This window comes from Laceyella sediminis, from assembly GCF_003003125.1.
GTDB lineage: Bacteria > Bacillota > Bacilli > Thermoactinomycetales > Thermoactinomycetaceae > Laceyella > Laceyella tengchongensis.
The window spans coordinates 266,477-283,638 of record NZ_PVTZ01000004.1; the positions used below are offsets into that span (position 1 = coordinate 266,477).

Genomic DNA, 17,162 nt, shown 5'->3' on the forward strand with positions numbered 1-17,162 from the left:
CCTAGTAAAATAAAACAGCAAGAGATTGCCGCGATTTGCGAAGCGATCTCTTGCCAATGTCTTCAAATCATGTTGTCGCCATGTGAAAAGAAGCGACCCTTGCAAAATCAGCAAAAGCCGCTCCGACCGTTCATACCCAGTTTCCATTGCGAAACAGCGGCACCACCCGTCCCTCTACCGTTACGGCATCGATGTCAAGTTCTGCTGTGCCGACCATGAAGTCCACATGAATGACACTTTCATTCAACCCATTGCCCGCTCTTTCTTCCTTGGACATCGTTACACCATCCTCAATGCAAAACGGATAAGCCGCTCCGAGGGCAAAATGGCATGAGGCATTTTCGTCAAACAAGGTGTTTCGGAATACCACGCCCAACTTGGACAGAACCGAATCATGGGGCACCAAGGCGACCTCCCCCAAATGAGCGGCTCCAGCATCCATCTGAAGCAACGCCTGAAGCGAGGCATTCCCCGTCTCCGCTTCTGCCTGCACAACCCGCCCGTTTTCAAATGTCAGCGTGAAACCGTCGATTACCTGGCCATTGTACACCAACGGCTTACTGTTCCGTACCCGCCCGTTTACTCCGTTACGCACTGGCGCGGTGAACACTTCCTCCGTCGGGATGTTGGGAAGAAAGTAGACGCCTTGACTGTTCTTTAACCCCCCGCCCAACCAGCGGTGGTTTTTAGGCAATTCTACTGTGAGCTCTGTTCCAGGCCCCCGGTATTGCAACCGCGTGAATTGTTGATCATTTAACCAAGCCGTGCGCTCTTCCAATCGGTTGGCGTACGCTTGCCAATAAGTCAATGGGTCGCCATGATCCAAACGCGTTGCCAATTTGATACTCTCCCACAGTTTGGCCAGGGCCGCTTCTTCCCCCAACTCCGGAAATACCACATTAGCCCATTCCGCTGTGGGCACCACTCCGATCGTCCAGCTTATTTCCCCACCTTGCGCCAGTTCTTGATATTTTTTCATCACTTTGCCCATCGCCTTCGTCACGGTGGCGATACGCGAGGTTTCAACATCTTTCAACAATTCTGGTTTGGGGGTCAAAATAGAAATGACCGCCGCCCCTCCCTCAATCATCCGGATGAAGTCCTCCACCTTGCCTTCAGGCACGAAAGCAAGCGTTTCCTCCGGCGCCATGCGCAACCGGATACGGTTGATCTCATCATCAGACCAGTCAACCAATACATGCGGCGCGCCGGATTCATAAGCCACCTCAACCAGTTTGCGCACCAGTGGCGCGGCATCGGTTGACGCCCGAATGACCAGGTTTTGACCCGGTTGCAAGTTGACACCAAGTTGGACCAACAACCTGGCGTAAGTGGTCAATTCTTTAGCTTTCAACATTTGTCTCTACCTCATTCCGCCCCTATATTACGTATCGCAGGGAATAGTGAGCTCATTTGATGGTTTATTTTTAGTTTGTATTATAAAGCGTGACCATGAGGGCTCACAAGCCAGTGCGCCATACACCTCCTCTTTGTCACCCGCGCGTTGGCGCCAGATGGTAGTGCTTGGCAAGGAGGGCGGAAATCGAACCCCGACTACAGATCGCCTAATCCCATCCACCCATCAAACACGACTCAGTTTGTGCGGGATTTTACATGTCCCCGCTGGCAATAACGCATCAATTCCGGTGTCAACGATTGGCTAATCAGACGATTAGCCTCCGCTTCGCCCTGCGCTTCGATCAGAGCCACCTTGCGACTCGTTTCCGCTTCAGACAGACGCTGGCGGGCCAATTGCTCTTTATTGGCCGTCTCGCGCAATATGTATTGATGTTCAATATCAGTCTCGACAAGCTTCTGCAAACGTTGCCGCATCCGCTCATCAACGCGCAAATCAGTCAAGGCCAATCCTTCCAAACCAATTCCGTCTTTTGCTAATTCCCGTCTCACCTCGGCTTCGATCTCACGGCAGACAGCCTCTCTTTGTGTGGCAAACAGACTGACTACCGAATGCCGAAGCGCCACTGTCTGCATGGCAGCTTGCAACCGCCCCCGCAAAATTTGCTGCCGCGCATCTTCCCAATCCTCCTGGTGCAAACGTTGCATCAACCCGGGCAAGCGGGCGGGTTGCAAGTGATAGCTCATGAACACATCGATTTGCACCCGTTGTCCGTCCTTGCTTACCACGGATATGGCTTGTCCCTTTGCAAACGTTGCCATTTCGGTAGAAACGGGATAGGCCGTCACCGATTCCCACGGCCAATGGAGATGCAACCCATCTTCCAGCACTTGCGGCTGAACGCCACTGAAGAAGTTGAATACCACGCCTTGGTGACCAGCGTCTACCATTGACAGGCAGCTCCCCAGCAACAAAACAATCAGTATGTAGCAAACCAACACTGCAGCAAATCCGATCCACTGCTTCTTGCGCTTTTTATGTGATTTGACTGGCATCCTTGCGTTTGGTCCCCCCTTTTTTCCGCGGAATCTTCTTTTTTTCAATCGATTCGCACTTCATCAGCAAGTAATTGCCCATCCGCTCATACCACGGATACAAACCGACCAACAATAACCCTCCTAAAAATAGGACCAGAAGTATGGCCACCGTTCTCCCCTTTTCTTTAAAAATATAAAATCCTCACACCATAAAAAAAACAATAAGGACAATGCTCTTTTATTATAAGGGAAACAAGCGTCAGGTCAAATCCCTCTATTAAAAAACTGAAAAAATTTCTGCATCCGTTTCATATTACAAAAAATGACCTAAACACCAATGAACGAGAATTTTGATAATATCTATATTTTATTTCATAAAAAGTCATTTGTTACATTTATTCCCTCGGCCAGAGTCTCCCCATTGTTGGCTTTCATACTTTATCCCTGCACGAACCACACTACCTGTAAACGGACAGCCAAAGGAGGGTCATCAGTGCCGTTGATCGAAGCGAATGGAACAAGGTTGCATTATCATCTGGCGGGGCAAGGTCCCACTCTGGTTTTCATCCATCCTCCCCTCATCACCAGCGCGGTATTTCGCTATCAGATAGCTGAACTCACCACGTCCTTCCGCGTCCTGACATTTGACATTCGGGGCCACGGAGCTAGCACCCCGTCCCCCACTCCGCTAACATATCCATTGATCGTTGAGGATATCAGGCAACTGCTTAACAAACTCGGCATTGAAGAAGCTTATTTATGCGGGTATTCCACCGGTGGAAGCATTGTGCTAGAAGCATTGCTCTCCTATCCGGATCGCTTTGCGGGAGGCATTCTAATCAGCGCCATGTCGGAAGCAAGCACACTGTATCTCAGAGCGGCGATTGGAGCGGCGACCCACTTATGCACACCCATCTGTTTCCGATCCTTGGCCACCATCTTGTCCTGGAGCAATGCCGATACGCCATTGACATTTGCCAATCTCCACCGCGCCGCGCGCCAAGGCGATCCAGAAAACATCCAGCAATATTTCACATTTAGCCAACGGTACAATTGCACCAAGCGACTGATAGAAATTAAGCACCCGATATTACTTCTTTATGGAAGCAAAGATCGTAGATTTCACAAATGCACCAAGCTGCTTCAAGCCCGGCTTCCTCAAGTGACTACCCAAGAAATCAAGGGCAAACGCCACCAACTTCCCACCAAAGCGTGGCGGCAATGCAACCAGCTCATCACCGACTGGCTCACGGCAATCACCACAAATACAGCCCCCGCCACCACGGTCTGATGAGTCACTCTCATGTCAGCCTTCTTTCGAACATGTGGGCAAGGGGATGACGGGTTCCTTCTTCCAGCACCGCATGTTTTTCCTGGTTTCGAACGATACTATCATCGGATGATGTTTTTAAGGAGGCGTTGTGATGATCTTATCGCTTGAAGAGATGAACATCCTGTCTGAGCGTTTGGAAAAAGAAGAAGCCCGGTTGCACGAAGCCAATATGCGCGAACCAGGCCGCAAAGAAGCGGAGCACAGCTTGAATTTGATCAGTAGCTTGCAACGCAAGTTGCGTGATGTGGATGCCGACCTGACCGAACAGGAACGAGCCTACATCATTGACTTGTTGCGAGAAGAAGTGTCCCATATACACGGGTCAGGAACCGGTGTTTATCACTCCATCATCAATAAAATGGAACTCTGAGCTTGGTGCGAGCTTTTTTCAATTCAAACGGAAAGCCCATATCCTTTCGCACAAACATATCCCCCTCCAAAGTGAATGCGGGTCATCAAAATGGCGATGCCCGTGCGCCAATCGATTGTGGTGCACAGGCATCCGGTTTTGGGTCACTTGAACCGCAGCCTCGTCGCAGCGTGTTCATGCCTCTCTGTATGAACCCCTTAGCCAAAAGCTTTGTGTTCGGGGCCGTCCATGAACAGATGAAGTACCAAACGTAAAATTTAAGTTCTCACATGGTCATCACAGTTGAGGAAATGCACAAACCGGCCCCGTTCATTGTATTCAATCAAATGAATCCCCGCCTCACTGGTGTGAAAATAGTAGTCGTGGTGAACTGGCAAACCTAAAAAACTTTCCAATATCCGCGAAATCATACCTTCATGGGAGACAATCGCAATACGACGATAAGGTTTACTATAATGCTTAATATATGAAAACACATGCTCAGCTCGCGCACGAAATTCAATGCCTGATTCTCCTGTCTCACCCAATTTCACATGCGGGGGGAGGTTCCTGGGAACCGGTGTGTCCGCCTGCAAACGGCCAGCAAGCTTTCCGTTGTTATACTCTTCCAATTCCGGCAGATAGTTAATTGGACAACCAATCGTCCTGGCCAAAATGGATGCCGTTTCACTCGCTCTTTTTAATGTGCTCCCCCAAATATATTCGGGCGGAAACGCTTCCTTCACCCGCTCGGCCATCTTGTGCGCCTGTTCCACACCTGCCGGGGTCAACGGAAAGTCGCCCCTGCCCTCGTGCACCTCCAATGCATCCGCTTCGGATTGTCCATGCCGGATCAACAAAATTTGCATTGCTTCTTCCTCCTTCTAAAGCAGGCACTGTCGCCACGTAACCGGTTTCGTTCCGGCAGTTTGTAGCTCATGCTCTGTTGTCGGTTTCCCTTTGATGTGAATATCCTTTCATCGTTCCCGCGCCTGAAGAAGTTACGGCCTTAAGCAAGATGGACTAAGGTGAAACTTATGTCACACCATCGGGTCGGTTCACTTGTCTTCCATGTGATTCACCACGGGTTGTCGTGTTTTTAGAACACTACCTCAGTTCATTATAATGAGAACAATCCCGCGCCATGTCTTTTGACTTCTTTTTCTCAAATACAGTCACACTCCCCCCGATCGTTCCACACCTTTTGACTAAGATTGGGTCTGATGAAAAATCAGCTTGATTCACCGGACATTCCCAGATCGCCTTTCCAGTGTCATTTTACACTAACATAACCAGTTTAAACTACTTTCTCCCAGGCTCCTCTATCAAATGCATTAAAAAGAGAGCAGAACCTCGCTGCTCTCCAAGTTTGCTTCTCTCACCCTAAGCCATTTACAACGCTTTAAGGGTGCTTTGCCTCTTTTGTTATGCTCTTTGCTCATCCAAATCGTGTACAGGGAGAATCTTCACTTCTTGCGGATTGGATTCACTATGGACGCGCACCTTTTCTGCACTTTCATCCACCATCTCAATCCATACCGGCTCGCCACGGTAGGTCACGGCAATTTTCTCCGGCGACTGCAAAATCTCCTTTGCCCGATCGATTTGCATCACGTCACCTCCCTAAAAGAGAATCAATCTCAGATCATTTGTTTGCTCAGCAAAACAATCATCGCTAACTTCGCTCTTAGGTTGTGTCAAAGATGGAGAGTTATGCACAAATGAAACCGGCCGAGACGATGGTTCAAAACAAATCGCTCTGAGTGGAAAGACCCTACACCTTTCTTTATTAAATAAAAAAATTCATTTTTTCGAAAAAATCAGTTGTACTATAACAGTTACTGTGTTAGTATAGGAAACGAAAAGAAAAACTGTTATATAACATAATGGCACCCAGGAGGGGATCCGGTTTGTTGCGAAAAGTATCATGCCCGGAAAGAGTTGAGATCATAGGCCCAGTCACTGATTCCTATGCCGAAGTGCTCACCTTCTCAGCCTTACAATTCATCGCTGATCTTACACGACGCTTCCGCGATCAACGCGATCGCCTGTTGCATAACAGAAAAGAACGGTCGGTAAAACTAAAGACTGAACTGCCCGATTTTCTGGATGAGACAAGAGCCATTCGGGAAGGAAACTGGTCCATCGCCCCCTTGCCCCAGGATTTGCTTGACCGGCGGGTGGAGATCACCGGTCCTGCTGGCGACCGCAAAATGGTAATCAATGCTCTCAACTCCGGAGCCCAGGGTTTCATGGCCGATTTTGAAGATGCCAACTCACCCACTTGGCACAACACCGTGCAAGGGCAAATTAACTTGCGTGACGCAATTCGAGGGACACTCACCTACATGAGTCCCCAAGGAAAATGGTATAAAGTAAACCCTGATCCTGCTGTGCTTCATGTACGGCCACGCGGATGGCATCTGGATGAAAAGCACGTCCTTGTTGACGGAAAACCGGTTCCGGCCAGCCTGTTTGATTTCGGACTTTATTTCTACCACAATGCAAAGGCCTTGGTGGCCAAAGGATCAGGCCCTTATTTTTACCTCCCAAAAATGGAAAGCCATTTGGAAGCACGTTTGTGGAATGACGTATTTGTTTATGCCCAACAAGTGAAAGGGATTGAACAAGGCACCATCAAAGCGACCGTGTTAATCGAAACGATCTTGGCCGCGTTTGAAATGGATGAAATATTGTACGAATTAAGAGAACATTCAGCCGGATTAAACTGCGGCCGCTGGGATTATATCTTCAGTTACATGAAACACTTGCAGAACCATCGTGCCATTCTGTTGCCTGACCGCTCGCTGGTCACGATGACAACCCCCTTCATGAAAGCTTATACCCAATTGGCAATCCAAACATGCCACAAACGCAATGCCCCTTGCATTGGCGGAATGGCCGCTCACATTCCGAGCAGGAAAAACCCCGAGGCGACTCAACGGGCATTTGAATTAGTGCGCGCCGATAAAGAGAGGGAAGCCCAAGCCGGACATGATGGCACATGGGTAGCTCATCCCGGCCTCGTCCAACTGGCCCGGGAAGTGTTTGATCACTGGATGCCAGAACCCAATCAAATCAGCCGAAAGCAAGAAGAAGTGACCATCACGCAAGCCGACTTGTTGCGGGTGCCCACCGGCCCGATTACCGAAGACGGACTGCGAACCAACATCCGTGTCGGCATCCACTATATCGCCGCTTGGTTAAGCGGTTCAGGGGCTGTGGCTATCGACAACCTGATGGAAGATGCAGCCACCGCCGAAATTTCTCGTGCGCAGGTTTGGCAATGGTTACGCCATCCGGACGCCTCACTGGAGGATGGGCGACCGATCACCAAAGAGTTATATCAGCAATTGTTGCAAGAAGAAGCGACCCGTCTGCGTGAACAGCTGGGATCTTCCCATCGTTTAGACATGGCGATCCCCCTGTTTTCCGAATTGGTGTTGAGTGATGAATTCACAGAGTTTCTGACATTACCCGGCTATGCGTTATTAGATTAACACGATCAGAGAGGATGAATGATGATGAACCATCAACAGGAAATTGCCACTTTGGAAAAAGATTGGTCCACCAACCCCCGGTGGAAGGGAATCAAACGCCCATACTCCGCCGCGGATGTACTGAAACTTCGCGGTTCTCTCACCATCGAATACACGCTTGCGTCACGCGGTTCCCGCAAACTGTGGGAAATGCTTCATACGGAGCCCCATATCAAAGCATTAGGGGCACTCACTGGCAACCAAGCAATGCAACAAGTGAAAGCTGGATTGAAAGCAATCTATTTGAGCGGTTGGCAAGTGGCCGCCGACGCCAACCTAGCTGGACAAATGTACCCCGACCAAAGCTTGTACCCCGCTAACAGCGTGCCCCAAGTGGTCAAACGGATTAACCAGGCACTGCAACGCGCCGATCAGATCGAATGGGCCGAAGAAAAAACCCAGCGGGATTGGTTTGCGCCTATAGTCGCCGATGCGGAAGCGGGTTTCGGAGGGCCGCTGAATGTATTTGAATTGATGAAAGCAATGATTGAAGCAGGGGCCTCCGGCGTACATTTTGAAGACCAATTAGCCTCAGAGAAAAAATGCGGCCATCTGGGCGGCAAAGTACTCATTCCCACTTCGCATGCGATCCGCAATCTCATCTCAGCTCGCCTCGCCGCAGATGTGATGGGCGTGCCTACCATCCTGATCGCCCGCACCGATGCCAACGCCGCAGAGCTGTTGACCAGTGACATTGATCCCACTGACCATCCCTTTCTCACGGGTGATCGAACCCCCGAGGGATTCTTCCGGATTCGCCCTGGACTGGATACAGCGATTGCCCGCGGATTGGCCTACGCACCTTACGCCGATCTTATCTGGTGTGAGACATCAGAACCCGATCTCGAGGAAGCGCGCCGTTTCGCCGAAGCAATCCACGCCAAATTTCCCGGAAAATTGCTGGCGTACAATTGCTCCCCCTCTTTCAACTGGAAAAAGAAGCTGGATGACAAGACCATCGCCAAGTTCCAAGATGAGCTCGGAAACATGGGCTACAAATTCCAATTCATCACCTTGGCGGGCTTCCACTCTCTCAATTACAGCATGTTCCAACTGGCCAATGAATACGCCTCTCACGGCATGACGGCATATTCCAAACTGCAACAGGCCGAATTTGCCCTTGAAGCGGAAGGATACACCGCCACGCGCCATCAACGTGAAGTGGGAACAGGCTACTTTGATCAAGTCTCCCTCATCATCACCGGTGGCACCTCATCCACCACGGCGTTGAAAAATTCTACCGAACATCAACAGTTCATGTCCTAATGGTCACATAAATCAAGCACCCTTTCGGCATAGCCGGATGGGTGCTTCTCCATTTTTCTTTTGATCAGTTGGCCTGGACACATCCTTCCAACAGCATCAACGTCCCTTCGCCAGCATCCAAGTAGGCTTGAATGCCGATGGGCAATGCCAGGTTCGGCTCGGTGTGTCCAGCTTGAAAGCCAAAATAAGCGGGAACACCTAGTGGCCGGACAATCTCCTCCAACACTTCGCGCAAAGTTAAGCTTCGCTCCGGATTCTCCGCGTTGCAATCATGAAAGTCGGTGAACAAAATGCCAGCGGCTTGTTCCAACTTTCCAGCCAAACGCAATTGCGTCAACATGCGGTCAATGCGATAGGGCTCTTCTCCCACCTCTTCAATGAACAAAATCTTGCCAGTAGTGTCCAGCTCATAAGGGGTTCCCATTGAAGCCGCCAAAAGGCAAAGATTTCCCCCGACCAGCCTACCTGTCGCCCTTCCTGGCGTGATCGTAAAACAGAGCGTCCGCCCGGTGTCTGGATATTCCCCCAGCGGTTGAGGATCGGAAAGTTGGCGAAACAAAACCGCCCAAGCCATCTCCTCTTCCTCTGAGACATGTTCCAACTCTCCTACCATAGGCCCGTGGAAAGTGATCAGTCCTGCCTTTTTCCAAAGCGCCAAGTGCAGGGACGTAATATCACTGTAACCCACAAAAATTTTCGGATTCTTCCTGATCATGGCATAATCGATCCGGTCAAGGAGGCGCTGTGAGCCATAGCCACCCCTGATGCACATGATCGCCCTCACTTCCGGATCAGCAAACATCTCATTCACATCCCGCGCCCGCACTTCATCTGTTCCCGAAAAATAGCCATGCTGTTCCTGCACGGAGGCTCCTACTTTTACCCGATAACCAAATCTGCGCAATGTTTGTAATGCACGTTCCCGTCTCTCTTCAGGAACCGGGCTGGCAGGAGCGATGACCCCGATCAGATCACCCGGTTTTAATGCTGGTGGTTTCATTGCTTTCCTCCCTATCATTGTCTGGCATAGGACAGCTTAAAACGGCTTCAATCATTCATAATGCACTCTACACAGCAATGTATTCTTGCCACAAGTACACATTCCTTCCGTGTCGGCTGTGGAGCCCCTTTCCAGCAGTCTCCCACAGAACACAGACTAATAGATCAGCTAAGGCTACCTGCAATCTAAACTATCATTGATTTGTGATTTTCCTATGATTGAATGAGTTGCCAAGAAAGGGTTACGATAGGTGTACGCCAATACCATTTCATTGTAAAGGGATGGAGTGCACCAATTCACCGGTTCCTCCATTTCCTTTCCCTTTTTCCCCTCAACCATCCTCATCCCCCATCCAGCTTCCAGCCAGTTCCCCTGAAAACACACCTTTCCCTGCATATTATCATAGGACAATCCATGCCCCACCCCATCCATGTCCCGGAATGATTCTGGCGTTTTGGGACTCTCCTGCCAGCCGATGGCCGGCTTTTTTTACCGCGATTATAAACCGAATATTAAAGCTATTTTAGAGCGGATCTTCGACTTGAAGAACTTATACAAACACAAATATGGATCTATACCCTGTTTTTACTAGAGTTTCTTATAAACAAGGCAGGGACACAAGCAATTTCACTCAATGATCCATATGCTATTCCATATCAACTGATCACACCACAAAGGGGGTTTCTTCATGTCTCGCAGAAGGTCCGCTAAATGCCGTGCTATCAGAAACTTAAGACGTGCCATTAGAGAGTTAAACCGCTCTATTGACGCAATCAGAGATGAACGCTTTGAAACGGCAGAAAACCGCATCGCAGACGCACTTGTGTTTCAAGGTCGCGCTCTCCGGCAGATCAATCGCGCCGAGAGATTCGACTACTGCTAATCGGTTTTTGCCTGCCTAATGGCAAAGTAATTCCGCCGATGACGCATGAATCGGCGCTCTTTGTCGAGCGCAAAAACAAAGAACCCCGGGAGTAACGGGGTTCTTTGTCCGCTTTTTCACGATATCTCATGCTGAATGATCGGCCGCTATGATCACGGGTTGGCGTTCCAACCGACGAAACATCGCCATGTATATGAAACCGCCCAGCCAGGCAAGGCAAGCGAGCACAACAAACATCCATCCATACCCAACCCACGCTGCCAGAGGGATAGCAAAAGGCGCCAATGTTTTGCCAATCGTAAACCGCAAGCTGGCAGCAGCGAAATATTGCCCACGAATGTGTTCTGGAGCTAATTTGGAGACAAAGCTCTCTTGTAATCCCACTACCAACAGCTCTCCGACTGTAAACAGCACCATGGCCACCAATGCCACCCATATATTAGTGCTACTACCAAAAACCAACATGGAAACCCCGTACAAAAACGCGGAAGAGAGGAAAACCCTTTTCTCCCGCATCCGACCAACCCATCGGCTGACCCAAACAGTAAACAGGGCAATCAATAGGCCATTCTCGGCAACCAGCCACCCGAAAAATGTCGTTCCGCCTGCTTCAAGAGACCACTCACCAACATGGAATAAGGTTTGTTTCGGGAATTTCTCCGTCACATAAATGCTCAGCGCCAAATCGAGTTGCATAAACGTTTGGGCCACCAAAATCCCCGCCAAAATAAACAGCATGAAGGTGCGGTCGGACAAAATGACTCGATAATCCTGCAAATGACTGTGCACAAATTGCCGCCAACCCCGTGCGGTGAATCGTTTTCCTTGGTGGGCCACCGCTCGCCCCGGAATTGTTTCACTCACATAACGCCGAATGAGCAACGACAGCACAAAGGCGGTCAACGCCGCAACCAACAACAAACCAAACCGATAATGAAAGAAAAAGATGCTTCCCAATAACGGGCCGATCACCACAGATAAGTTAATAGCTGTATAAAAAATGGCGAACACTTGGTTGCGATCTTCCTCTTTCACCAAGTCCGCTACCATTGCATGGCTCGCCGGCCAGTAAAGGGATCCGCAAATCCCGAGCGCCGCAAAACTGATGTATGTCAAAATGGGGGAAGTGTACCATGGAGAATTGGCAAAGGCAAACACCAAGAACGAGACGCCTTTAGCAAGCGCAGATAGCTCCATCATCCGTTTCCTCCCAAATCGGTCGGCGCAATAACCGCCGATCAGATTGGCGATCACCCCCAACAATTGGGAAAAAACCAGCATTCCCCCCGCCCATTCCTTTCCAAACGCTTGCGAAAAATAGACGGACATAAACGGAAAAAACATCCAAAACAACACATTGGTAATCCCTTCGCCAAATAAGCGAATCTTCAAATTCAAATCCCAATCTTTTAAAAACATACCGTAGCCTCCAATGAAATTCAAAGCTGATTCACTTATCAAACAACAACAAAAAACACTGGCAAATATCTTTTACCAGTGTGTGCGCTCTCCATTTCAATTGGACCAGAACAGAATATCATCCATCCTAGTGTAAAGAATTGATGAGGGGATTGTAACACCGCACGCGGTAAAAAATAAAGCCTTCATTATGCTGATATTGGAATTGGTCGATTACCATTACTCGTTTCATCATCACGGTGCATCCCCTTTCTCACTTATTTTTGAAAGCATTTGTTGTTTTATTGGATCACTATCCGTCCAGATAGAACCCATGTTCGTTTTCATTGTACGAAATTCACAACCAATTGTCAAATCAGTAAGCAGATATCAAATTGTCAACATTCTGCATAAAAAATATAACCTCCCTCCCCCTCTGATTCACTGCTTTATGTATTGTTTTAGAAGCATATGAATAGTCATTGATCATCACTTTCTGTTTTCTTGCCTTTGGTTTATTAATTTTAACCTGGAATATATCCATTCTCTCTTTTGCTTCGTAAACCGGCGGCTGAAATATTCTTCAGTCACGCCGAGATACTTCGCCAATTTTTCGACCATTTCAGAAGGGGTGGTTTTTCTTTTGCTATTTTCACGCCCCATTGATCCAACACTCCTTTGCCTATGCCAGCTATAAACATCCTACATTTGTTAATTTATACAAATCCTGTTCATACTCCTTTTCACCTAATGAAAAAGACCCGTTCCCTTGTTAAGCGTGATTGGATATTTCCACTGTCACTAGGATGTGTCTAATAAATAGGCCAGCGGCTCCAAAACCATTTTCTCATTCGCTTCACGCGTGGCGAGGCGCTCATCGAGAAAAGGTTTTTCCGCCGCTTCTTCCCCACCAATTTGATTTACCAGACACGCCCTAGTGAATGACAGAGCGATTTTGGACAAACTAACAATGGGCCTCGTCTGCTTGCGCAGCTTCTCTCCCACTCACTTCCTTTCAGTCGCCAACACGAGCGGGAAAGCAGCTTGCAACAGCTTGTTCCCCCTCTTCATGCCCATAACCGAAACAAAAGAGAGGTGCAAAACCGTGGAATCCTTTATCACCTATCTCCCTTTCTTCCTTTTCGGCTCCATCTATCTCATGTTGGGATGGCTGGTAATAAAAGGATGACCCCTCCCCCAAGTCTCACCATCAGCACATTCCTTCTTCCTTGCATATCACTTACCGTACATCACTGTCTACCCGTGCAAACAGGCCCCGCAATTGTAAACATATTAAAAAGCCACAGTCCCTGGACACCTCAGGGGTTGTGGCTTTTTGCAGTTTTGCTATGCGTTCTTATTCCATATCTCCCTAAATTTTAGGCCCACAAGTTCATGCTGATTATACTTTTCTACAAATAAATCCGATACATAAATTGATCCTGGATCCTGAGGGATCTTAAACATTATTTGTTCCTTCACTTTCTCTGGAACAAACTCATGCTTTACAATCCGCATGATCCTCCCACTACTTACAAATCGCTTGACTTCCGATTGCTCTTCATCTAATCCGTCTATAATATTGGTTAAATTGTATGCAAAGTAATCTTCATTTTCGATTGTTACTGTTAAAAACTCACCCAGAGGTCTCAGCAATCCATAAAAACATTCCTTTGCTTTTTGGCTAAACACCGGGACATACTTTAACAAATTCGGGAAATCACTCCTCGGAAATTCCTTCTTAGACTCAGGCACTTTCAGTTCAATAGACTCCCAATTTTTAATCAGTGATTTGCCCAATTGTTCCAATTGATCAAATAATTGTTCTTTTATTGGTGCTATAGACTGATAAGAGTAATCCTGATCAAGAACATAGATTTTCATACCTTTTCACTAATTCCTTGCAACACTTCTATTAGTTCATCACTTGTATTTACAGTTCTCAGTCTCCTGTGCAACTCGGCATAATAAACATCTATATATCCCGCTTCGCTATCTCCACTACGTTTATGAGAAACAACTGGTTGAATAATCGCCTACATATTTTTGAAAGCATGTTCACCTGCTCACCTACTGTTCATTACTCCAAACTTCCTTAAACACTAATCCTGATAAAACATTATTTTTGTAAATCGAAACAAACTCATCCGATACAAAAATACTACCAGGATCTTCAGGTATTTTAAAAATAATCTCATCTCTAACCAATTCTTCTACAAAGACATATTTTTTAATATCCATGATTCTTCCATCGGTAAACCTTATAACGTCAGAGTTGATTTCATCCAATGCCGTCAAATTATTCAATGTATTATATAAAAAACAGTTATCCCTTCCCTCTACATCAAGCTCTAAAAACTCACCGTATTGCTCCAATACATCTTGAAAAATCTCTTTTGCTTTTGGACCAAAAACAGGGGCATTTGGTAGGAAGCCTGGGAAATCACTAGATGGTCTATCTTTTCTGCTTGCGGGAACATACACCTCCAGTTTTTCCCATCCATTTGTCAACGGGCATCCCAATCGTTTCAAAATATATAAATCACTCCCATTTTTAGTCATGAGAATCTGATATCTAAAGTCGTTATTCAATTGATATATTTTCAATTGTTATTCTCCCTTATCTATTCTGTTTCATTCCTTCTTTACTCTTAAATCCTCCAGAGTCTGCACATGCTGTACACGTCGAAACAGCTCATCGTAGTATGAATTAGTATGAACAAGCGTATGCGGTACACATCGGAGCTGTAACTGTAATAGTGGTAGAAGCGGCGGCGGAAAAACCTTTTCCCAATGAGCGCCTCGTCACGCGTGAAGCGAATGGGAAAACGGTTTTGGAGCCGCCGGCTTATGGAAGGGAATGAAGAAAGGGGGCAATATACAATGGAAGGGTAGGTAATATAGAACATATCATTTCCTACAAACAATTGCCCGGTTAAAATAAAAAAACCACAACCCCTGACGTCTCAGGGGCTATGGCTTATGTGCGGTTACGTTCTGACTATACTTCCATGATAATTGGAAGAATCATGGGGCGGCGGCGTGTCCGCTCAAACAAGAATTTGCTAAGTGCATCGCGAATGCTTGTTTTGAGGGAAGCCCACTCGCTCACTTGGTCTTTCATGCATTTTTCCATGGTCATGCTTACAATCCGATTTGCTTCATCCAAGAGCTGTTCAGATTCCCGGACGTACACGAAGCCACGGGAGATGATGTCTGGTCCGGAAAGGATGGCTCCGTTTGCCTTGCTAAGGGTGACAACAACGACTAAGATACCATCTTGCGATAAGAGTTTGCGGTCTCTAAGTACAATGTTTCCAACGTCGCCAACTCCTAAACCGTCGATGAGCACTTTTCCTGTTGTAATTTTTGGACCGTATCTTGCTTTACCGCCGGAGATCTCAACCGTATCCCCGTTGTCGCAGATAAAGATGTTTTCGGGACGAACGCCTACTGATTCGGCGAGTTGGGCGTGAGCCCGCAACATGCGGTACTCACCATGAATCGGAATAAAGTATTTGGGTTTGATCAAGCTCAACATCAATTTGAGATCTTCCTGAGAACCATGTCCGGAGACATGCACGTGGGAGGTGGTGCTGTAAACGACGTCAGCACCAATGCGGAACAACTGATCCACTGTGCGTCCAATCAGTTTTTCATTACCGGGAATCGGCGTTGCGGCGATAATCACTGTGTCACCGGGCAAGATTTCAACCTTGCGGTGGGAAGCGTTGGCCATGCGGGTCAGTGCCGACATGGATTCCCCTTGGCTTCCTGTTGAGATCACGGCTACGCGGTTGGCCGGCAAACGGTTGATCTCGTCCGGTTCAATGAGCAGGTCTGATGGGATATGTAGATAACCCAATTCGGATGCGATGTTCACCACGTTCACCATGCTGCGGCCCACGACAGCCAGCTTTCTTCCATAAAGCTGGCAAGCATCCACAACTTGTTGAATCCGGTGAATATTGGATGCGAAAGTTGCCACGATAACCCGTTGTTTCGCCTTCCGAAACACCTCGTTGATGCCTTCTCCAACAGTACGCTCAGATCCAGTAAAGCCAGCCCGTTCAGCGTTAGTACTATCGGATAAAAGACATAAAACACCTTTTCTGCCGATTTCCGCCATCTTATGGATATCCGCCACTTTTTCATTGACCGGGGTCATATCGAATTTAAAATCCCCCGTGTGAACAACGTTACCTTCCGGCGTCTCAACACAGACTCCGACCGAGTCGGGAATGCTGTGGTTCGTATTGAAAAATGTCGCCTTCAAGGTGGAACCCAGTTTGATCTCTGAATGGTTGTTGATGATATAGCGCTTGGTGTCGTTTAAGATATGCGCTTCCCGCAATTTATGCTCAACCAGTCCCATCGTCAGCTTTGTCGCATAGATCGGGACGTTCAATTGACGCAAAATGTAAGGAAGTCCTCCGATATGGTCTTCATGTCCATGTGTTAAGATGATCCCACGAACTTTTTCCTTATTCTCAATCAGGTATGTGATGTCTGGAATGACGATGTCGATTCCCAACATGTCCTCTTCTGGAAACATCAAACCCGCATCGATCACCACGATGTCATTCTCATACTGCACCACATACATGTTTTTTCCGATTTCGTCCAACCCACCGAGTGCAAAAATGTGTAATTTGCCTCGCTGGTTTTTGCTCAACAAAGTAACCTCCTACATTTAGTTGTCGTCACCCGTAAACCGCACAATTCTCACTTGTTCTCATTATATACGATCAAAAAATGTGTATGCAACAAATTATTTTGTCGCAATATTGGAATGGTTGTCCGAGAATCCGTCTTCTCCACAAGCAAAAAAAGCTGACCAGAATGATGGTCAGCCGAGAATGTTGACAAACCCTGCGAATCAACTTTGTTGATCGCAGGGTTTTTGTATATAAAAGGGATATAAACAATTAATGGATGAATATCAACCCATATAAACTTAAAACCACCTCCCTTACCTGCTCTCGAAAGCAGCATAGCCA

The 17,162-nt window shown here is 47.6% G+C and carries 17 protein-coding genes; 4 read left to right on the top strand and 13 right to left on the bottom strand.

Features of this window, described 5'->3' with window-relative positions:
- Positions 1-130: 130 nt before the first annotated feature.
- From CLV36_RS07285 to CLV36_RS17840, 3 genes are all read right to left on the bottom strand, one after another.
- Positions 131-1,357 carry an aminopeptidase gene (locus CLV36_RS07285; protein ID WP_106342197.1) on the bottom strand — a complete coding sequence of 409 codons (1,227 nt, stop codon included), beginning with the start codon at positions 1,355-1,357 and terminating at the stop codon, positions 131-133.
- Between the two features lie 236 nt (positions 1,358-1,593).
- Positions 1,594-2,412, bottom strand: coding sequence for a prohibitin family protein (locus tag CLV36_RS07290; RefSeq protein WP_106342198.1), 819 nt, complete (start codon positions 2,410-2,412; stop codon positions 1,594-1,596).
- Positions 2,393-2,524, bottom strand: a complete 132-nt coding sequence (locus CLV36_RS17840; RefSeq protein WP_262983030.1) for a hypothetical protein — start codon at positions 2,522-2,524, stop codon at positions 2,393-2,395. The genes CLV36_RS07290 and CLV36_RS17840 overlap by 20 nt, the downstream gene beginning before the upstream one ends.
- 363 nt (positions 2,525-2,887) lie before the next feature.
- Between CLV36_RS17840 and CLV36_RS07295 the strand changes: the two genes are divergently transcribed.
- Together CLV36_RS07295 and CLV36_RS07300 are read left to right on the top strand one after the other, a co-directional pair.
- The gene (locus CLV36_RS07295) at positions 2,888-3,685 is read left to right on the top strand and encodes an alpha/beta fold hydrolase (RefSeq protein WP_181352880.1); all 798 of its coding nucleotides are present in this window, start codon (positions 2,888-2,890) and stop codon (positions 3,683-3,685) included.
- Between the two features lie 133 nt (positions 3,686-3,818).
- Positions 3,819-4,097 (top strand): hypothetical protein, encoded by a 279-nt coding sequence (locus CLV36_RS07300; RefSeq protein WP_106342200.1) that lies wholly within the window; start codon positions 3,819-3,821, stop codon positions 4,095-4,097.
- 257 nt (positions 4,098-4,354) lie between these two features.
- On the opposite strand, the gene CLV36_RS07305 is transcribed toward CLV36_RS07300, so the two are convergent.
- On the bottom strand, positions 4,355-4,945 hold the full coding sequence (locus CLV36_RS07305; RefSeq protein WP_106342201.1) for a histidine phosphatase family protein: 591 nt from the start codon (positions 4,943-4,945) through the stop codon (positions 4,355-4,357).
- Between the two features lie 556 nt (positions 4,946-5,501).
- Positions 5,502-5,687: an H-type small acid-soluble spore protein gene (locus CLV36_RS07310; RefSeq protein ID WP_022738954.1), complete on the bottom strand. Its 186-nt coding sequence runs from the start codon at positions 5,685-5,687 to the stop codon at positions 5,502-5,504.
- Positions 5,688-5,962: 275 nt separating this feature from the next.
- Here CLV36_RS07310 and aceB point away from each other — a divergent pair, with 275 nt between their 5' ends.
- Complete coding sequence (gene aceB / locus CLV36_RS07315) at positions 5,963-7,576, top strand: malate synthase A (protein WP_106342202.1); 1,614 nt, start codon at positions 5,963-5,965, stop codon at positions 7,574-7,576.
- Positions 7,577-7,600: 24 nt separating this feature from the next.
- A complete protein-coding gene (gene aceA, locus CLV36_RS07320) occupies positions 7,601-8,881 on the top strand; it encodes an isocitrate lyase (protein WP_425436570.1) in 1,281 nt (426 codons plus the stop codon).
- A gap of 64 nt (positions 8,882-8,945) precedes the next feature.
- Here the strand turns inward: aceA and CLV36_RS07325 are convergent, their stop codons facing one another.
- The 8 genes from CLV36_RS07325 to CLV36_RS17510 form a co-directional block, all read right to left on the bottom strand.
- Positions 8,946-9,881, bottom strand: a complete 936-nt coding sequence (locus CLV36_RS07325) for a S66 peptidase family protein (protein WP_106342204.1) — start codon at positions 9,879-9,881, stop codon at positions 8,946-8,948.
- 1,009 nt (positions 9,882-10,890) lie between these two features.
- Positions 10,891-12,183 (bottom strand): MDR family MFS transporter, encoded by a 1,293-nt coding sequence (locus tag CLV36_RS07340; protein WP_106342207.1) that lies wholly within the window; start codon positions 12,181-12,183, stop codon positions 10,891-10,893.
- A 468-nt stretch (positions 12,184-12,651) separates the two neighbouring features.
- The gene (locus tag CLV36_RS17220; protein ID WP_157053223.1) at positions 12,652-12,825 is read right to left on the bottom strand and encodes a hypothetical protein; all 174 of its coding nucleotides are present in this window, start codon (positions 12,823-12,825) and stop codon (positions 12,652-12,654) included.
- A gap of 138 nt (positions 12,826-12,963) precedes the next feature.
- Positions 12,964-13,167 carry a hypothetical protein gene (locus tag CLV36_RS07345; RefSeq protein ID WP_054095657.1) on the bottom strand — a complete coding sequence of 68 codons (204 nt, stop codon included), beginning with the start codon at positions 13,165-13,167 and terminating at the stop codon, positions 12,964-12,966.
- A 342-nt stretch (positions 13,168-13,509) separates the two neighbouring features.
- Complete coding sequence (locus CLV36_RS07350) at positions 13,510-14,046, bottom strand: imm11 family protein (protein ID WP_106342208.1); 537 nt, start codon at positions 14,044-14,046, stop codon at positions 13,510-13,512.
- A 186-nt stretch (positions 14,047-14,232) separates the two neighbouring features.
- The gene (locus CLV36_RS07355) at positions 14,233-14,769 is read right to left on the bottom strand and encodes an imm11 family protein (protein WP_106342209.1); all 537 of its coding nucleotides are present in this window, start codon (positions 14,767-14,769) and stop codon (positions 14,233-14,235) included.
- Between the two features lie 394 nt (positions 14,770-15,163).
- Positions 15,164-16,840 (bottom strand): ribonuclease J, encoded by a 1,677-nt coding sequence (locus CLV36_RS07360; RefSeq protein WP_106342210.1) that lies wholly within the window; start codon positions 16,838-16,840, stop codon positions 15,164-15,166.
- A gap of 47 nt (positions 16,841-16,887) precedes the next feature.
- The coding region (locus CLV36_RS17510; protein ID WP_219904893.1) for a hypothetical protein at positions 16,888-17,162 on the bottom strand (275 nt) is incomplete at its 5' end.